The 17,917-nt window shown below is 64.3% G+C and carries 12 protein-coding genes and 1 other RNA gene; 3 read left to right on the top strand and 10 right to left on the bottom strand.

All coding sequences use genetic code 11. The features are described 5' to 3' along the window. Positions 1–135 precede the first annotated feature (135 nt). Complete coding sequence (locus tag ACXJ16_RS02805; protein ID WP_324695886.1) at positions 136–1,566, top strand: AMP nucleosidase; 1,431 nt, start codon at positions 136–138, stop codon at positions 1,564–1,566. A 458-nt stretch (positions 1,567–2,024) separates the two neighbouring features. After that, positions 2,025–4,850 (top strand): TonB-dependent receptor domain-containing protein, encoded by a 2,826-nt coding sequence (locus ACXJ16_RS02800; RefSeq protein WP_463921192.1) that lies wholly within the window; start codon positions 2,025–2,027, stop codon positions 4,848–4,850. Between the two features lie 90 nt (positions 4,851–4,940). Here ACXJ16_RS02800 and ACXJ16_RS02795 read toward each other — a convergent pair whose 3' ends face one another. The 3 genes from ACXJ16_RS02795 to ACXJ16_RS02785 form a co-directional block, all read right to left on the bottom strand. Further along, positions 4,941–6,776, bottom strand: a complete 1,836-nt coding sequence (locus ACXJ16_RS02795) for a M2 family metallopeptidase (protein WP_463921191.1) — start codon at positions 6,774–6,776, stop codon at positions 4,941–4,943. 168 nt (positions 6,777–6,944) lie between these two features. Continuing rightward, positions 6,945–7,706 (bottom strand): alpha/beta fold hydrolase, encoded by a 762-nt coding sequence (locus ACXJ16_RS02790; RefSeq protein WP_054440790.1) that lies wholly within the window; start codon positions 7,704–7,706, stop codon positions 6,945–6,947. Continuing rightward, entirely contained in the window at positions 7,707–8,150 is a 444-nt protein-coding gene (locus ACXJ16_RS02785) for a GFA family protein (protein ID WP_463921188.1), read from the bottom strand. A 71-nt stretch (positions 8,151–8,221) separates the two neighbouring features. Here ACXJ16_RS02785 and ACXJ16_RS02780 point away from each other — a divergent pair, with 71 nt between their 5' ends. Beyond that, a complete protein-coding gene (locus tag ACXJ16_RS02780; protein ID WP_463921187.1) occupies positions 8,222–8,449 on the top strand; it encodes a hypothetical protein in 228 nt (75 codons plus the stop codon). A gap of 83 nt (positions 8,450–8,532) precedes the next feature. Here the strand turns inward: ACXJ16_RS02780 and ACXJ16_RS02775 are convergent, their stop codons facing one another. From ACXJ16_RS02775 to hrpB, 7 genes are all read right to left on the bottom strand, one after another. Then, entirely contained in the window at positions 8,533–9,558 is a 1,026-nt protein-coding gene (locus tag ACXJ16_RS02775) for an aspartate-semialdehyde dehydrogenase (RefSeq protein ID WP_054440783.1), read from the bottom strand. A gap of 182 nt (positions 9,559–9,740) precedes the next feature. Further along, entirely contained in the window at positions 9,741–12,143 is a 2,403-nt protein-coding gene (lon, locus tag ACXJ16_RS02770) for an endopeptidase La (RefSeq protein WP_054440781.1), read from the bottom strand. Between the two features lie 275 nt (positions 12,144–12,418). Further along, positions 12,419–12,754 carry a YbaB/EbfC family nucleoid-associated protein gene (locus tag ACXJ16_RS02765; protein ID WP_132468956.1) on the bottom strand — a complete coding sequence of 112 codons (336 nt, stop codon included), beginning with the start codon at positions 12,752–12,754 and terminating at the stop codon, positions 12,419–12,421. 1 nt (position 12,755) lies between these two features. Beyond that, a complete protein-coding gene (locus ACXJ16_RS02760; RefSeq protein ID WP_463921185.1) occupies positions 12,756–14,651 on the bottom strand; it encodes a DNA polymerase III subunit gamma/tau in 1,896 nt (631 codons plus the stop codon). A gap of 134 nt (positions 14,652–14,785) precedes the next feature. Continuing rightward, positions 14,786–14,880, bottom strand: an RNA gene (gene ffs / locus ACXJ16_RS02755) — signal recognition particle sRNA small type. 159 nt (positions 14,881–15,039) lie between these two features. After that, positions 15,040–15,318 carry an ETC complex I subunit gene (locus ACXJ16_RS02750; RefSeq protein ID WP_054440780.1) on the bottom strand — a complete coding sequence of 93 codons (279 nt, stop codon included), beginning with the start codon at positions 15,316–15,318 and terminating at the stop codon, positions 15,040–15,042. 88 nt (positions 15,319–15,406) lie between these two features. Further along, positions 15,407–17,857 (bottom strand): ATP-dependent helicase HrpB, encoded by a 2,451-nt coding sequence (gene hrpB / locus ACXJ16_RS02745; RefSeq protein WP_463921184.1) that lies wholly within the window; start codon positions 17,855–17,857, stop codon positions 15,407–15,409. Between the last annotated feature and the right edge of the window lie 60 nt (positions 17,858–17,917).

Raw genomic sequence — 17,917 nt, 5'->3', positions numbered from 1 at the left:
TTCTTTCCCGGCAACTGCCTAAGGGAATCAAGGCCCTCGCTCCATGCGGAGCGGGGGCCTTTCTCTTTTTCCCCGCGCCCCGTTCGAAATTTAAGCTGCTATTGCCCTGCAACATAAATTCAGTAATTACGGGCGATGGAAACGATCAAGAGCACTCTCGCGGAACTCGTCCGCGTTTATGAAACCGCCGTCAGCACTCTCCGGGCCGACATTTCCGCCTTTGTAGAGAACGGCACGCCTCCGCCGCCCGAACGCCGCGAAATGCGCGCATGGTCCTACCCCGAACTGCGCATCACTTACGCAGGCACGGAGCGCGGCACGTTCTACAGCCGTTCGTTCGGCCGCCTGAACGAAGCCGGCGTCTACACGACCACGATCACCAAGCCGCGCCTCTTCGCGGACTATCTCGAGGAACAGCTCGCGCTGCTTCACGAAGATTACGAGGTGGAGATCGTTGTCGGCCCGTCGACGCAGGAAATCCCCTTCCCCTACGTCCTTGACGGCGTTGGCATGGGCAGCGTCACGCCGCAGGAACTGGCCGCGCACTTCCCGACGACCGAACTCGCGATGATCGGGGACGAGATCGCCGATGGCGTGTTCCGCCAGGAATCCGGCGAACCGCTGCCTCTGGCCCTGTTCGACGGTTTGCGCACCGACTTCAGCCTCGCTCGCCTGGCACACTACACCGGGACCAGCCCTGAGCACTGCCAGCGCTACATCCTCTTCACCAACTACCACCGCTACGTGGACGAGTTCGTGGACTGGGCCGGCAAGCAGATCGGCACGGACGACTACACGGCGCTTTCGGGCGCCGGCGGCCTCTATCTCGACAGCCCGGTAGAGAATGCCCGCGAACGCCTGTCCGACACGGCATGGCGGCGTCACCAGATGCCCGCCTACCACCTGATCCGGCCCGACAAGTCGGGCATCACGCTCGTCAACATCGGCGTCGGCCCCTCGAACGCCAAGACGATCACCGATCACCTCGCGGTCATCCGCCCCGAAGTGTGGCTGATGATCGGCCACTGCGGCGGGCTTCGCGAAGGCCAGCGCATCGGCGACTATGTGCTCGCCCATGCCTATCTGCGCGATGATCATGTGCTCGATCCGGTCCTGCCGCCCGAGATCCCGCTGCCTGCCATCGCCGAAGTGCAGCAGGCGCTTGCCTCGGCGGCCGAAGCGGTCAGCGGCGAAGGCGGCGCCAACCTGAAGAAGCGGATGCGCACCGGCACCGTCGTCACCACCGACGACCGGAACTGGGAACTGCGCTATACCGAATCCGCGCATCGTTTCAGCCTCAGCCGCGCCATCGGCATCGACATGGAAAGCGCCACGATCAGCGCCCAGGGCTACCGGTTCCGCGTGCCCTACGGCACCCTGCTGTGCGTCTCGGACAAGCCGATCCACGGCGAACTCAAGCTGCCGGGCCAGGCCAACCGCTTCTACGAAGAAGCCATCGCCAGCCACCTCAAGATCGGCCTCCACGCCTGCGACCTGCTCCGCGCCGAGGGCGAGAAGCTGCATTCCCGCAAGCTGCGCGCGTTCAACGAACCGCCTTTCCGGTAAGAACCCGCCGCGCGGCGGCGCTAACGGCATGACGGGAAAGGGCGTCGCTCCACCAGAGCGACGCCCTTTTTCGATTCCGGCAAAAACACACGGCGCGCGCCCGATGCGCGATGGCGCCCAGAACCCTTCCATTCCCCGCAACCCGGCACGGAAATGTCAGCGCCGGCAGCCAGATAGCAATCTTATAAGTTTGTGATGGATTTTTGCACAACAAATCGGCATATCCGCAAGACAAGATGAAGTAATTTCATGTTACATGAATATTTCAAAAAATTACCTTTAAATTACTTTTATAAATCATCCGATGAAATAATAGTTGCCCATCTACAACTGTGGGAACTTCAATAAAGATCGAATACTATTTACTGATGACAGATCGTTAATCTCGGGAGCAAACCCCCTCATCTGGTTTCGGCCTGCGCCGAATGACGCGCCGAAACCCGCAAAGGGAGTACCGAATGACATCCGAGATGAAGCGCCTTCTGCTGGCGTCCACCCTGCTGATGGGCCTGCCTGCCGTGGCACATGCCCAGGACAGCGCCCCGGCAAATGCCTCCGCCAACGCGGCCGATGCCGAACCGGAAGGCGCCGCCATCGTCGTGACCGGCTCGCGCCTGTCCAATCCGAACCTTGAGCAGGCCGCGCCGATCATGGCCGTGTCGGCAAAGGAAATCGCGCTGACCGGGCAGGTCAACGTCGAGAATATTCTCAAGGACCTGCCGCAGATCCTGCCGGGCTCGACCGCCGCCTCCAACAATCCCGGCGGCGGCGTCGCCACGGCCGACCTGCGCGGCCTGGGTGCCGCGCGCACCCTGGTCCTGGTGAACGGCCACCGCTATGTCTCGTATGACACCAACCAGATCGTCGACCTCAACACGATCCCGACCGCGCTGATCGAGCGTGTGGACGTGGTGACGGGCGGCAAGTCGGCAGTCTACGGGTCGGACGCAGTGACCGGTGTCGTCAACTTCGTGACCAAGCAGGACTTCGACGGGGTCCAGGCCAATGCCAACTACCGCCTGACCGGCGAAGGCGACGGTGCGCAGTACAATGGCGGCCTTCTGGTCGGCAAGAATTTCGCCGACGGGCGCGGCAACATCACGATCTATGGCGACTACATGCGTCGCAAGTCGATCCTCCAGTCGGGCCGCAGCTACACCTCGGTCGCGCAGACCGACGGCACCAGCGGGCTGGTCGCCGGCGGTTCGGGAACGACACCGGACGGCAAGGTCACGCTGGACGGAACCGGCTACAAGTTCGCGCAGGACGGCAGCTATTCGCTCTACGAAAGCCCGGCCGACGCCTACAACTACGCATCGGAGAACTACCTTCAGGTTCCCCAGAAGCGCGAATTGCTCTCGGCGCAGTGGCACTTCGACGTCAGCGATCACCTGACTCTCTACGGTGAGGGCCAGTACATCCACAACCGCGTGAAGAACCAGCTCGCGCCGACGCCGCTGACCGGCACCTTCTCGATCGACACCGATTCGTCCTTCCTGTCATCCAGCTCGCAGGCCCTGCTCGCCAGCTACGACACCGACGGCGACGGCTATACCTCCACCGCCATCAACCGCCGCCTGACCGAAGTCGGCGACCGCATCTCCAACATGGACAGCAAGGCCTATCGCGGCCTCATCGGCGCACGCGGCCAGATTTCGGGCAACTGGAACTACGACGCCTACTTCAGCTACTCGCGCACCAGGCAGGTCGAGCGCCAGTCCGGCAACGTCTCGGCAAGCCGGGTCCAGCAGGCCCTGCTGACCACCTACGATTCCAGCGGCAACCTCGTTTGCTCGGATACCAGCAACGGCTGCGTTCCGCTGAACATCTTCGGTGCCGGCAACATCAGCCAGGAAGCGGCGGACTTCATCTCGATCGATACGGTCAACCGCTCCACCATCACCGAGAAGGTCGCCAGCGGCGCGATCACCAACAGCAACCTGTTCGATCTTGGTGCAGGCCCGGCCGGTCTTGCGTTCGGTGCCGAGTATCGCAGCGAGCACGGCAGCTTCGAACCCGACGAAGCACTCGCCTCGGGCGATGTGATCGGTTTCAACTCGTCCGAGCCGATCGCCGGCGGCTATAACGTTAAGGAGCTGTTCGCCGAAATCGACGTCCCGCTGATTGCCGACAAGCCGTTCATCCACCGCCTGGACTTCAACGGCGCCTACCGCTTCTCGGACTATTCGAATGCGGTATCCCAGGTCAGCACCTTCTCGGCGGGCCTCGTCTGGTCGCCGGTCAAGGACATCAGCTTCCGCGGCCAGTTCTCCCGCGCAGTCCGCGCGCCGACGGTCAACGACCTGTTCAGCGGCGATGCCCAGAACTACGAATCGGCAACCGACCCCTGCGCCAAGGATTCGGCGACCGGCACGAGCGAAGCGATCACCAACGCCAATCTCAACGCAAGCTGCCTTGCCTCGGGCATCCCTGCATCGAAGATCGGCAACTACACTGCGGATTCGCAGATCGAGAGCTACAACGGCGGCAATACCGCGCTGCGCGAAGAAACGGCGAATACCTGGACGGTCGGTACGATGATCCAGCCCCGGTTCGTTCCGGGCCTCTCCTTCACCGTCGATTATTACCACATCAAGATCGACAACTTCATCACTGCCGTTGGCACGTCGAACATCATCAAGTCTTGCTACGGTACCAAGGAGAACGGCTGGACGCCGATCGATACCAGTGCCTGCGCCCTGCTGCCGCGTGATTCCAATACCTACATGATCACCGGCGCGATCGACAATCTGACCAATTCGGGCGGCGTGAAGACCGACGGCATCGACTTCGATGCCCAGTACGCCATCCCGCTTGCCTTCGGGGCCCAGGACAGCAGCAAGCTGACTCTGCGCGTGAGCGGCACCCGGTTGCTGCACTGGACGTTCAATCCCACCGCCAACCTGTCCAGCGCGTCGGTCGAATGCGCCGGCAAGTTCGGCCTGCTCTGCAACAACGTCTATGCCAAGTGGCGCCTCAACAGCCGCGCAACATGGTCGACCGACGGCGCGACCGTGTCGCTTGCGTGGCGCCACCTTTCGCCGGTCAAGGATGACGACAACTCGACGGAATACACCGTCGAGAAGATCAAGGCGTATGACTACTTCGATCTCACCGCGCAGATCGATGTGGCGGACCGCTTCACCTGGAACATCGGCATGAACAACATGTTCAACAAGAAGCCGCCGATCCTGGGTGACAACCAGGAACAGTCGAACACCTATCCGACGACTTACGACGTTTACGGCCGGACTTTCTTCACCGGTGTGACCGTCAACTTCTGACGCTCATGAAAAAGGGGAGCCGGGCGAACCGGCTCCCCCTATCTGCTTCGAAACGGCCCTGGCGACCATGCGTCGCCGGGGCCGTTCTCGTTACCAGCCCTGCTTCTCGCCCTTGTTCTGCTCGTCGAGCCACTTCTTGAGCGGCGCGAAATAGTCGAGCATCGGCTTGGCGCTCATCTGCGGAGTGCCGGTGAAAGCCTTGAGCGCCTCCGGCCAGGGCTTGGACATGCCCATCTCCAGCATCTTGTTCAGGTTTTCGCCGACCTTCTTGTCACCATAGAAGCTGCAACGGTGCAGCGGGCCCTTCCAGCCGGCCTGCTTGCACGCCGCCTGATAGAACTGGAACTGGAGGATGCGGGCGAGGAAGTAGCGCGTGTAGGGCGTGTTGCCCGGAACGTGGAACTTGGCACCCGCGTCGAAGCCGTCGTCACCGCGCGCGGCAGGCGGGGTGATGCCCTGATAGTCGAGACGCATCTTCGTCCAGGCCTTGTTGTAGTCGGCAGCCTGGATCGAACCGTCGAAGATACCCCAGCGATAGCGGTCGATCAGCAGGCCAAAGGGCAGAAACGCCACCTTGTCCATCGCCTGGCGCAGCAGGAGGCCGATGTCCTTGTCGGCGCTGGGCACCTTGGTCTTGTCCAGCAGGCCGATCTGCACGAGGTACTGCGGCGTGATCGAGAGCGCGATGAAGTCGCCGATCGCCTCGTGGAAGCCGTCGTTGGCGCCGTTGAGATAGAGGAACGGCTGCTTGTTATAGGCGCGCTGGTAGTAGTTGTGGCCCAGTTCGTGGTGGATCGTCACGAAGTCACCGGAATCCACCTTGGTGCACATCTTGATGCGCACGTCGTCCTTGTTGTCGACGTCCCAGGCCGAGGCGTGGCAGATTACCTCGCGGTCGGCGGGCTTCACGATCATCGAGCGCTTCCAGAACGTCTCGGGCAGCGGTGCGAAGCCGAGCGACGAGTAGAAGCCCTCGCCCGCCTTGACCATGTCGATCGGGGTCCGGCCCTGCGCCTTCAGCAGATCGCCGATGTCGTAGCCGAGATCGCCTGCCCCCTTCGGCGCGACCAGCGGGTAGATCGTGCCCCACTCCTGCGCCCACATGTTGCCGAGCAGGTCGGCGCGGATCGGCCCGGTCTTGGGCTGCACGGCATCGCCGTACTTCTCGTTCAGCTTGTGGCGGACATACGTGTGCAGCGCGAGGTAGAGCGGCTTCACTTCCTCCCAAAGGCGCTGCGTTTCTGCCGAGAACTGCTCCGGCGTCATGTCATAGCCCGAACGCCACATGGCGCCGACGTCGGCATAGCCGAGCTCCTTGGCGCCCTGGTTGGCGATGCCGACCATCTTCACGTAGTCGCCCTTCATCGGCTTGCCGACATTGTCGTGCCAGGTCGTCCACATCTCGGCGAACTCGGCAGGCGTGTGGGTAAGGTTGCCCATCTCCGCCTCGATGTCCGAGCCGTTGATCTCCTTGCCGTCCAGCGTGCCGCGGCCCTTGCCGTAAGTGGAGGCGAGACGCGTGGATATCGCGCTCAGTTCGGCGGCGGCACCCGGCGTGGTCGGCGCGGGCAGGACGATACCCTGCCGAAGAATGCCGAGCTTGCGCGAGACATCGGCATCGAGACCCGGCAGCTTCGAGAACTTCGCCGCTTCCACCGCATAGGCCACCTGCTTCTCGGTCAACAGCCCGTTGGACTGCGCTGCCAGAGCGTCGGTATCGTCGGTGAGATAGGTGTAGTTCACCCAGTTGATGCGCGCATTGTCGACCGAGAAATCGAACAGGTCCTTCTCGGCGGCGGCCACGAACTGCGCGGCGCCCTGTGCGGTCTCCGGATAGGAGGGCGCGTCCTCGGCAAAGGCCGGCGCGGCCACGCCGAACGAAAGTCCGGCCGCGAGCGCGGCAAGCGCGGTGGATGCGAATTTCATGGGGTTGTCCTCATTTGTCTCTCTGATGGCGCGGGAGACTAGTCGCCCGCTGTGTGAGATCAACTGTTGAGGACGGAAGAGAAGGACAAAAGCAGGGGAGCATAGCCCCCTGCACCCCCAGGAATGTCGAAGCCGGGTGCCGCCTGCCCCGGAATCTTCTTCTTCTACTTAATCGAGCAGAAACTCGGCCATGGCCCTGCCCATATCCTTGAACGTCACCGAAGACATGTGATTGCCCGGTGTCTCGACGTAATGCCCCTGCGGCAAAGCTTCCGCCAGTTCCGGCGCGGAGCCGTTGTCGTGATCTTCCGCCCCGCAAACGCAGAGCGTGGGCATCACGATCCGGGCGATGGCATCCGCACCGGTATCGTCCACCGATCCCAGCAGCAGCCGCGCCGCCACCCGGTCGATCTTCATCGACTTCATGAAGGCCTGCGCGATGAAGGCCTTGTCGCCCCGTTCGATAGTGCCGAAACGATCGATGGCATCCACGAAGTGCGCGCTGCGCCGAGCCCAGCCGGAGAGCCCGGTAAGACCCATGCCGCCAAGGATCAGCTTGCGCGGCGCGAGGCCTGCCAGCACGCCGCGCACCGAAGTCCGCGCGCCCAGTGAGAAACCGCCAAGATCGTAGTCGGCCAGGCCAAGCGCGGCGATCACCAGCTTGAGATCCTCGACCAGCACGTCGGCGGGATAGGCGGCGGTATCGTGCGGCGCGCCGCTCTCGCCGTGAGCGCGCAGGTCCGGCATGAAGACTTCGAACCCGGCGTCGGCAAGGATCTTCGCGTTGCCGTACTTGATCCAGTTCACGTCGGCGCTGGAGAACAGGCCGTGAAGCAGCAGCAGCGGGCGCGCCCCGGTATCGCCCATGACGTGCACGGCCAGATCGGTGCCCGCGTAACCTTCGATGACTTCCTTGCGCAGATCGCTCACTTAGGGAACCTCCAGTCCTGCCGCCTTCCAGCGCGACGCGACGCTTTCCGTCTCCGCGCTGTAATGCCTCGGCAGGTCCTTGGTATCGAGCCACGCCGGATGCAAGCTTTCGCAGCCGGAATGTGCAGCGGGACGGAAGAAACCCGGTTCGTCGAAGCTTCCGAGCGTCAGGTCCATGTTGCCGCTGCTCTCGATGAAGTCGAACCCGAGCGGGGTGCCGCAGCGCGAGCAGAACGGCCGGTGCGCGATGGCGGAACTTTGGTACCAGTCCGGCTCTTGCTCCCAGGTCACCCCGGCTTTCGGCACCTGGACGAAAGCCGCCGCGAAGCCGCCCGTCGCCTTCTGGCAATAGCGGCAATGGCACAAATAGGCCTCGTCGTTCTCGACCTTGGCCTCATAGCGAATGCGGCCGCACTGGCAGCCACCGGTCATGGTTTGGGTCATGCGCAATGAGTAACCCGGAACGCCCAGCGCGCGCCATTGCTGCTGCGAACGAAGCCGTGATAAAGCGCCCCATGGAAACGACAGAAGAAAACACGAGCGCCGAAAACCCGGCGCTGAGCCGGCCGCAACGACGCCTGCTGAAACGAATCTACAACAGCCGAACCGTTCCCATCGTGGCCGATGACCTGCCGTTCCTGACTTACAAGGAGGCTTCGGCCTATCTCCTGTCCCTGACTGATGACGCGCGCGAGGCGGCATATGCGCAGATGAAGGCGTTCGCCGCGGCCGAGGGACGATAGTCCCCGACCCGCACGAAAAGGGCCTGCGAAGCGAATGCTCCGCAGGCCCTTTTTCATGTCGGCGAGGGCCGAAGCCCGCCGCGTCAGCCCTTCTTGAGGTGACGGCGGCCGAGCAGCTCGGCAATCTGCACCGCGTTGAGCGCGGCGCCCTTGCGCAGGTTGTCAGAGACGCACCACAGCGCAAGGCCGTTTTCGACGGTCGAGTCTTCGCGCACGCGGCTGATGTAGGTCGCACCGTCGCCCACGGCTTCAACCGGGGTGACGTATCCGCCGTCCTCGCGCTTGTCGACCAGCATCACGCCCGGCGCTTCACGCAGGATGTCCTGCGCTTCGGTGGCCGAAATCTCTTCCTCGAACTCGATGTTGAGCGATTCCGAGTGGCCCACGAAGACCGGCACGCGCACGCAGGTGGCCTGCACCTTGATCTTGGGATCGAGGATCTTCTTGGTTTCCACGACCATCTTCCACTCTTCCTTGGTGGAACCATCGTCGAGGAAGACGTCGATATGCGGGATCACGTTGAAGGCGATCTGCTTGGTGAACTTGCGCGGCTCGACCTGGTCGCCCACGAAGATCGCCCGGCTCTGTTCGAACAGTTCGTCCATGCCCGCCTTGCCCGCGCCGGAAACCGACTGGTAGGTCGAGACGACGACGCGCTTGATCTTCGCCTTGTCATGCAGGGGCTTCAGCGCCACGACCATCTGCGCGGTGGAGCAGTTGGGATTGGCGATGATGTTGCGGGCCTTGTAGCCGTCGATCGCCTCGGGGTTCACTTCCGGCACGACCAGCGGAATGTCCGGGTCCATGCGGTAGAGCGACGAGTTGTCGATCACGACACAGCCTTGCGCGGCGGCACGCGGCGCGTGGATCGCGGTCGGGCCGGAGCCTGCAGCAAAGAGCGCGATGTCCCAGCCGGTGAAATCGAAATGCTCGATGTTCTTTACTTTGAGCATTTTGCCGGTTTCGCCGAATTCAATCTCGGTCCCGGTCGAACGCGACGAAGCCACCGCTGCGATCTCGTCGCAGGGGAATTCGCGCTCGGCGAGGATGTTGAGCATTTCGCGGCCGACATTTCCGGTCGCGCCGACGACGGCAACCCGGTAACCCATTTCAAGATCCTTCTAGCAAAATCCTGCAGGCAAGGTGCGCCGCAGGAACGCGGGCCGTTACAGGGTGTGTGCGCTCATGACAAGCGCCCTGCGCAAAAGACTTTCTTTCAGAAGGTCCAGCTCGACCGAAAATTGCCGCGAGACACCCTCTCCCGAAATGGAAAGGGCGTCTCGCGACAGATTCAGTGAGCGGTCGCCGAAGGGACCGGAGCCTGCGGCGGTGCTGCAGCCAGTTCGTCTGCCTCCGTCCACTCGATGGCTTCGAGCGGCTCGGTCAGGGCCTTGGCCAGCACTTCGTCGACATGCGAAACGGGAATGATATCAATGCCCTGCTTCACATTCTCGGGAATTTCCGCGAGGTCCTTGCGGTTCTCTTCCGGGATCAGAACCGTGGTGATGCCGCCGCGCAGTGCGGCAAGCAGCTTCTCCTTGAGACCGCCGATCGGCAGCACGCGGCCGCGCAGAGTGACCTCGCCGGTCATGGCGACATCCTTGCGCACCGGCACGCCGCTCAGCGTCGAGACGATCGAGGTGACCATGCCGATGCCCGCCGAAGGACCATCCTTGGGCACCGCGCCTTCGGGCAGGTGGATGTGGATGTCCTTCTTCTGGATCGTCGAAGGCTTGATGCCATAAGCGGGCGAGCGCGCCTTCACGAAACTGAAGGCCGCCTGGATCGACTCGCTCATCACGTCGCCGAGCTTGCCGGTCGCCTTGATCTGGCCCTTGCCGGGCACGGTCACGCTTTCGATGGTCAGCAGTTCGCCGCCCACTTCGGTCCAGGCAAGGCCGGTGACGGCACCGACCTGATGCTCTTCCTCGCCAACGCCGTGGCGGAACTTGCGAACGCCCGCGAAGTCGGAGAGGTTCTCCGGCGTGATCGTGACCTCGGTAGCCTTGCCTTCGAGGATCTGGCGCAGCGACTTGCGCGCCAGCTTGGCGATCTCGCGCTCCAGCGTACGCACGCCGGCCTCACGGGTGTAGTAGCGGATCAGGTCGCGCAGGCCCTCTTGCGTGAGCGTGAACTCACCCTTCTTGAGGCCATGTGCCTCGACCTGCTTGCGCACGAGGTGCCGCTCCGCAATCTCGACCTTCTCGTCCTCGGTGTAGCCTTCGAGGCGGATGATTTCCATGCGGTCAAGCAGCGGCTGCGGCAGGTTCAGGCTGTTCGCCGTGCAGACGAACATCACGTCCGACAGGTCGATGTCGAGTTCGAGGTAGTGATCCTGGAACTTCGCGTTCTGTTCCGGATCGAGCACTTCGAGCAGCGCCGAGGCCGGATCGCCGCGGAAGTCCTGGCCCAGCTTGTCGATCTCGTCGAGCAGGAACAGCGGGTTGGACTTGCCCGCCTTCTTGAGGTTGGTGACGATCTTGCCCGGCAGCGAACCGATATAAGTGCGGCGGTGACCGCGAATCTCGGCCTCGTCGCGCACGCCGCCAAGCGACTGGCGGATGAACTCGCGCCCGGTCGCCTTGGCGATCGACTTGCCAAGCGAGGTCTTGCCAACGCCCGGCGGGCCCACGAGGCACAGGATCGGCCCCTTCAGCTTGTTGGTGCGGGCCTGAACCGCCAGATACTCGATGATCCGGTCCTTGACCTTGTCGAGGGCGTAGTGATCCGCGTCCAGGATCTCCTGCGCGGCCGAGATATCACGTTTGAGCTTGCTCTTCTTGCCCCAGGGCAGACCGAGCAGGACATCGAGGTAATTGCGGATGACGGTCGCCTCGGCGCTCATCGGCTGCATCGACTTGAGCTTCTTCAGCTCGGCCGTGGCCTTTTCGCGGGCTTCCTTCGACAGGCGCGTGCTTTCGATACGCTCCTGAAGCTCCTGAAGCTCGTTCGCTTCCTCGCCGTCGCCGCCGCCGAGTTCCGACTGGATCGCCTTGAGCTGCTCGTTCAGGTAATACTCGCGCTGGGTCTTCTCCATCTGGCGCTTCACGCGGCCACGGATCTTGCGCTCGACCTGAAGAACCCCGAGTTCGCCTTCCATGAAGGAATAGACCATTTCGAGACGCTTGAGCGGGTCCGGCTCCGAGAGCACGGCCTGCTTGTCGCCCACCTTGGCGGAAAGCTGCGCGGCCACGGTATCGGCCAGCTTCGCCGCATCCTCGATATCGCCGAGTTGGTCTCCGGCGTCCTGCGAGAGCTTCTTGTTGAGCTTCGCATATTCGCCGAACTGTTCGACCACCGTGCGCATCATCGCGGCAACTTCCGTGCCGTCGGCCTCCACGGGCTCGACACGCTCGACCTGGGCGACCAGCATCTCGCCTTCGGCGGACTGTTCGGCACGCAGGGTCTCGAGCCTGGCACGTTCCTGCCCCTCGACCAGCACGCGCACGGTGCCGTCCGGCAGCTTCAGGAGCTGAAGGACACTGGCGATAACGCCGGTATCGTAAAGGTCGTCACGATCGGGATCGTCGCAGCCGGGATCGAGCTGGGCGAGGAGGAAGATGTCCTTTTCACCCGCCATCGCCGCTTCGAGCGCGGCCACGGATTTCTCGCGTCCGACGAAAAGCGGCACGACCATGCCGGGAAACACGACGATGTCGCGCAAGGGAAGCAGCGGAAGCAGGTTCAAGGTCATATCCATTTCAACACACGCGGGAGCGCTGCAAGAGCCTCCCGGCCTTCGCGGGACGATATGGGGTCTCTCGGGCCGCACGCAATGGATTGGCTCTGAAAGACTGTGGAAGCGCTAACTGCACCCCTTCTCCGTTCCCCTAGGTCGGACGCAACGGAAAATACCGAAGCGTTGATCCCATATAGCGCATTCCGCCGGGAATTTCGTCATCCCTGACTGAAATCGCATTTCCCACGCCCCGGCGTTATCGAACCGGAGCGCGGAAATCCTGCGAAACTTCAGAACGGCATCTTGAAGCCCGGCGGCAGGCCCATGCCCTGCTGCGCCTTGGCCAGTTCCTCGCCGGCCACCGAATCCGCCTTCACGCGGGCATCGTTGTAGGCCGCCGCGATCAGGTCTTCGAGAATCTGCTTTTCGCTGGGCTGGATCAGGCTGTCGTCGATCGACACGCCGATCACGCGGCCCTTGGCCGAGCAGCGGATCTTGACGAGACCGCCGCCGGAAAGTCCTTCGACTTCCATCGCGTCCAGCTTGCCCTGGGCCTCGTTCATCTGCTTCTGGATGGTCTCGGCAGCCTGCTGCGCCGCCTTGAGCATCTCTTCCATCGACTTCATCTCAACGTCTCCAGTTACGCGCTCCGCCGCCAACGGCGAGCGGGCGATCATCCTCGATAATTGCGGCCTGCGGAAACGCCGCCTTGGTCGCCAGCACGAGCGGGTGCTGGTTCACGGCATCGCTTTCCGCATTCTTCCTTGCTTCGGCCTGCTCGACCAGGGTCGGCGTGCCCTGCTCCGAAACGCGGTGGACTTCCCAGCGATCCCCGGTCGCCTTGGCAAGGCAGGCACGCAGGAGCCCGGTGATATCCTCGCTGAAACCGGGCGGCTGCGAATAGCGCAGCATGCCGGATGCCAGCTCGACCACCCGCACCTGCATGCGCATGGTATTGGCGGTGGACAGTTCGCCCATGTGCTCGACATCGTCGACCAGCTCTTCCCAGCGCCGGGCCACCATCTCGGACGTCACGGCGGCGACCGCCGCAGGACCGGACGGACCCCCGTCAACACCGCCGGGCACGCCTGCAGGCACGCGGGCAGCCAGGTCTTCGAGCTTCTTCACGAGCGTGCCGGGGTCGGGCATGTCCGAGGCATGCATGATCCGAAGCAGCGCCATCTGCGCCGCCACCAGCGGATCGGGCGCAGACTTCACTTCCTCATGCCCCTTGATGAGAAGCTGCCAGATGCGATGGACCTGCCCGGCCTTCAGGGCCTTGGCCCAACCCTCGATCGCCTCGCGCTCCTCGGCGGAATGCGCATCATGGGCGCCGCCGCCGACCTGGGCCACGGCGATGCGGTGAACCAGCGTCATCAACCCGCGCATCATCGCGATCGGCTCTACGCCGAGCGCGAACTGGTGCGCGATCAGGTTCAGCAGTTCGCCACCCTGGCCATCGAGAATGGCGGTGATGAGTGCCCGTTGCACGCTCTTGTCGGAAAGCCCCAGCATGTCGCGCACCTTCTCGGCGCGAACCTGCCCCTCCCCGTCGAGGTCGGCATGGGCGATGGCCTGGTCGAGGATCGACAGACCGTCGCGCACCGAGCCTTCTGCGGCGGCGGCGACCATGGCCAGCGCCTCGCTCTCGGCATCGACGCCCTCAAGGCCGCAGACTTTCGCGAAATGAGCGGCCAGCATCGGTGCCGGAATGCGCCGCAAGTCGAATCGCTGGCAGCGGGACAACACCGTGACCGGCAGCTTGTCGACCTCGGTGGTCGCGAAAAGGAACTTCACATGCGCGGGCGGTTCCTCAAGCGTCTTCAGCAAGGCATTGAAAGCATTGCGAGACAGCATGTGGACTTCGTCGATGATGTAGATCTTGTAGCGGGCCGAGACGGCAGCATAGCGCACGGCCTCGATGATCTCGCGCACGTCGTCGACACCGGTGTGCGAGGCGGCGTCCATCTCGATCACGTCGATATGGCGGCCTTCGGCGATGGCCTGGCAGGGCTCGCACTGTCCGCAGGGATCGATCGTCGGGCCGCCCTGCCCGTCAGGCCCGATACAGTTCAGGGCCTTGGCGATCAGACGCGCGGTCGAGGTCTTGCCGACCCCGCGCACGCCGGTCATCAGGAAGGCGTGGGCCAGTCGGTCGCGCCTGATGGCATTGGCCAGCGTCTGCACCATCGCCTCCTGCCCGATCAGCTCGGCGAAAGTCTGCGGGCGATACTTGCGGGCAAGCACGCGATAGGGCTGGGCCGGCACGCCGACCGCCGCAGGCGCGGCCTTGGCGGGCGTAGGCTTCGCCTCGAGCGTGGGCGCGGCTGCAGGTTCAGCAACAACGGGTTCGGCAGCAACGACAGATTCGGGCGCTACAGGTTCAGGCAGGGCCGGGTCGGAATCGCCGAACATCGACGCCTGCCCGGCTTCTTCAAGCTGGGCCTTGGTCGGTGCGGCCTCTTCCTCCTCCTTGTCGTCCCAGGGGGGGGTATCGCCGAACATGTCGCGTGAATCGTCCATCGCCTGCCAAACTAGGGGGCCGAGGCCGGAATGTCAGGGGAAAAGCAAATTGCTCCACAGCCCAGAGCCGAAACCGCGACTTTCCGGCGGGTCCGGCGATCAATTGACCCTTTCGGGACATTGTCATCATGTGGGCTGAAGGAGCCGGGCGACCCGCCGCTATCCGTTGTGGCTGCTTCCTTCCGGACCTGACCAGGTTGGCGAACGCAAACGTCCACCCGACTCCCGGGCGGGCATATGGCGAGGCGCGCCGGGTTTGTCCAGCCCGGATTGCGGAACCTTTCGAACAGCCGCCGCGAAGCCTGAGCGCCATAACGCAATCGGCCCGCGTTCCCCTTTCGGAAAAACGCGGGCCGATTGCTTGATACCTGCGCCTCAGCGCAGCGGGTCAACGGAAATTGTCGGCGTATGCCTGAATCTTGAGGCGGCGCGGCGGCGTGGAATGCACTTCGGCCTCGATGCCGTAGCGAGCGGCATAGGCCTTTGCTTCTTCCACGTCGGGAAACTTCAGCGTGACCTGCTGCTGCGTGTCGCCAGAACCGGCCCACCCCATCAGCGGATCGGGCTTCTTCGCCTCGGAGGGGGCGAATTCGAGGACCCACTGGTCCAGCAGTGCCTTGCCGGACTGCATGGCGTTCTTCGGGCGCTGATAGATGCGTGCACTCATGGGCAAGCGCTTTGCCTCCGAATCGCGGCGGAAATCAAGCGCGAATCGCGTCGATAGCTGTGTATCGCGCGCATGAGCCGCGAAGGGCTCACTTGCGCGATGCCTCGAAAGCGTTGCGCGTCTTCAGGCTGGGGTCTTCCGTCCAGGGCTGGTCCGGCCAGCGATGGCGCGGATAGCGCCCCTTCATGTCGCGCTGGACATCGCGCCAAGAGCCGCGCCAGAAGCCCGGCAAATCGCGCGTCGTCTGGATCGGCCGCCCGGCGGGCGACGTCAGCTTGAGCAGCAATGGCTGCGGCGGCTGGCCGAAGGTCGGATGGCGATCGAGCCCGAACAGCGCCTGCACGCGCACTTCCACGCTGGGGCCGCCCTCATCCTCGTAATCGATCGCATGCGTGCTTCCGGCAGGGCTGCGAAACTCGGGCGGAGCAAGTTTTTCAAGCGCCTGCTGATCGTCCCACGTCAGGCGATTTCGCAAGGCCTCCGCCAGAGCGCCCTTGTCTACCGCATCGATTCGGCGCCCCAGCAGCGGACCAAGCCAGTCATCGAGATCGGCCAGCAAAGCTTCGTCGGACAATGCCGCGATCCCGGCATGGCGCGCGCGCTTCAGCATCGAGAGGCTGCCCTTGCCGAAGGGCACGAGTTCCAACCCCCGTTCGCGAACACGCTCCAGCAGGAATGCCGAGATCGCCTTCGGATCGGGCGACGGGTCCGGCCCGGTCGCCAGTGTGATCGCCCCCAAACGGCGCTCCAGCCGGGCCTCGACCCGGCCTTCGGCCTCGTTCCAGCGCAGGACCGACCGCCGCTCGATGCGGGAGGACAGCCCCTGCTCCACTTCCGGGGTTTCCAGCGAAGCGCCAGATAGAATGCGGGCGGCCCGCGCCTGCCCCTGCGCATCGCCGATCACCAGCCATTCCCTGCTCGCGAGCGGTGAGGCGGGATCGAGCACATAGCCCCGGCCGCCCGCGGAAAGCCAGTTCTCCCCGCCGGCATCGCGCCTGCGCGCCACCATGTCCGGCCGCCCCAGCGCCAGCAGCACGCCGACCGGGCTATCGCCGCCCGGCCCGGCCGCAGGCACGAGGGATCGTGCCCTCCGGGCCCAGCCCGCCGCCAGCTTGCGCGAAGCCTCCGCACGCGGCGCACGGTCCGAGTTCCAGCGGGAAAGCCGCTGCGAAAGATCCTCACTGCGCCCGCCCAGCCCTCGCTCCTGGAGAAGCAGGGCCAGTTTGGCCGCCGTTTCCGCTTCGCCCCGTTCGCTCGCATGAAGGATCATGGCGGCCTGCGCCGGGTCCATCGGCAGGCTGGCGACCTTGCGACCGAAATCGGTGATCCGCCCACCCGCATCCAGCGCGCCCAGTGCCTCAAGCTGCCGATGCGCCGCCTCCAGCGCCGGGGCGGGTGGGGGATCGAGCCAGGCCATCGCCATGGGATCGCCCGCTCCCCACTGCGCCAGCGAGAGGGTCAACGGCGCAAGATCGCTGGTCAGCATCTCCGGCGGATCGAATTCAGGACGCCCGGGATGCGCGGCTTCCTCCCAGAGGCGATAGGCGGTGCCCGGGCCCTGCCGTGCGGCGCGCCCCGCGCGCTGCGCCGCCGAGGCGCGGCTGGCGCGGTGCGTCACCAGCCGGGTGACGCCCGCCGCCTTGTCGAACTCGGCCCTGCGCGACAGGCCGCTATCGACCACCACCGAAACCCCGTCGAGCGTCAGCGAAGTCTCGGCGATCGCGGTGGAGAGCACGATCCGGCGGCGCCCCTGCGAATCGCGGCGAATGGCCGCGCGCTGCGCTGCCGGTTCGCACTGCCCGTGCAGCGGCAGCACCAGCGCCTGCGGAAGCTTCTCCGCCAAACGCTCCGACACCCGCTCGATCTCGCGCACACCGGGCAGGAAGGCGAGGATGTCCCCCTCCTGCTCGCGCCAGGCTGTCAGCACGGCGGAGGCCATGGCATCCTCTATCCGCAAGGCGGGAGACGCGCCAAGCCAGCGCAGCGCAAGCGGCCAGGCCTTGCCCTCGCTTGCGATTACGGGAACCTCGGCCCCCAGCAGGCGCGAGAAACGCGCGCCGTCGATCGTTGCCGACATGACGACGATGCGCAGATCCTCCCGCAGCACCGCGCTGGATTCGAGGGCGAGCGCCAGGCCAAGGTCGCTATCGAGATGCCGTTCATGGGCCTCGTCGAACAGAACGGCAGAAACGCCGGACAGTTCGGGATCGGATACGATCGTCGCCACGAAGATCGCCTCGGTCATCACCAGAACCCGGGTCCGCGCGGACCGCTTGACGTCTAACCGAGTGACGTAGCCGATCGTCTCACCGGCCTTTTCGCCAAGCTGCTCGGCCATGCGCTCGGCCGCGGCCCGCGCCGCGACACGCCGGGGTGACAGCAGGATCACCGTGCCCGTGCACCAGGGCTCCGACAGCAGCGCGGGCGCCAGCGCGGTGGTCTTGCCTGCCCCCGGCGGCGCGATCAGCACGGCGTGAGGGCCGTCACGCAACGCGGACAGAATTTCGGGTAATACGTAGTTTATGGGAAGTTCGCTCACGCCGCTTCCTTAGAGCCCCCGCCATGGCGGGAAAAGGGGCCGACCGGGGTTAGAGCGGAT

Source organism: Novosphingobium sp. TK71 (assembly GCF_055361505.1).
Note: the sequence above shows the minus strand (reverse complement) of the source record. Positions and strands in the feature narration are given on the sequence as shown.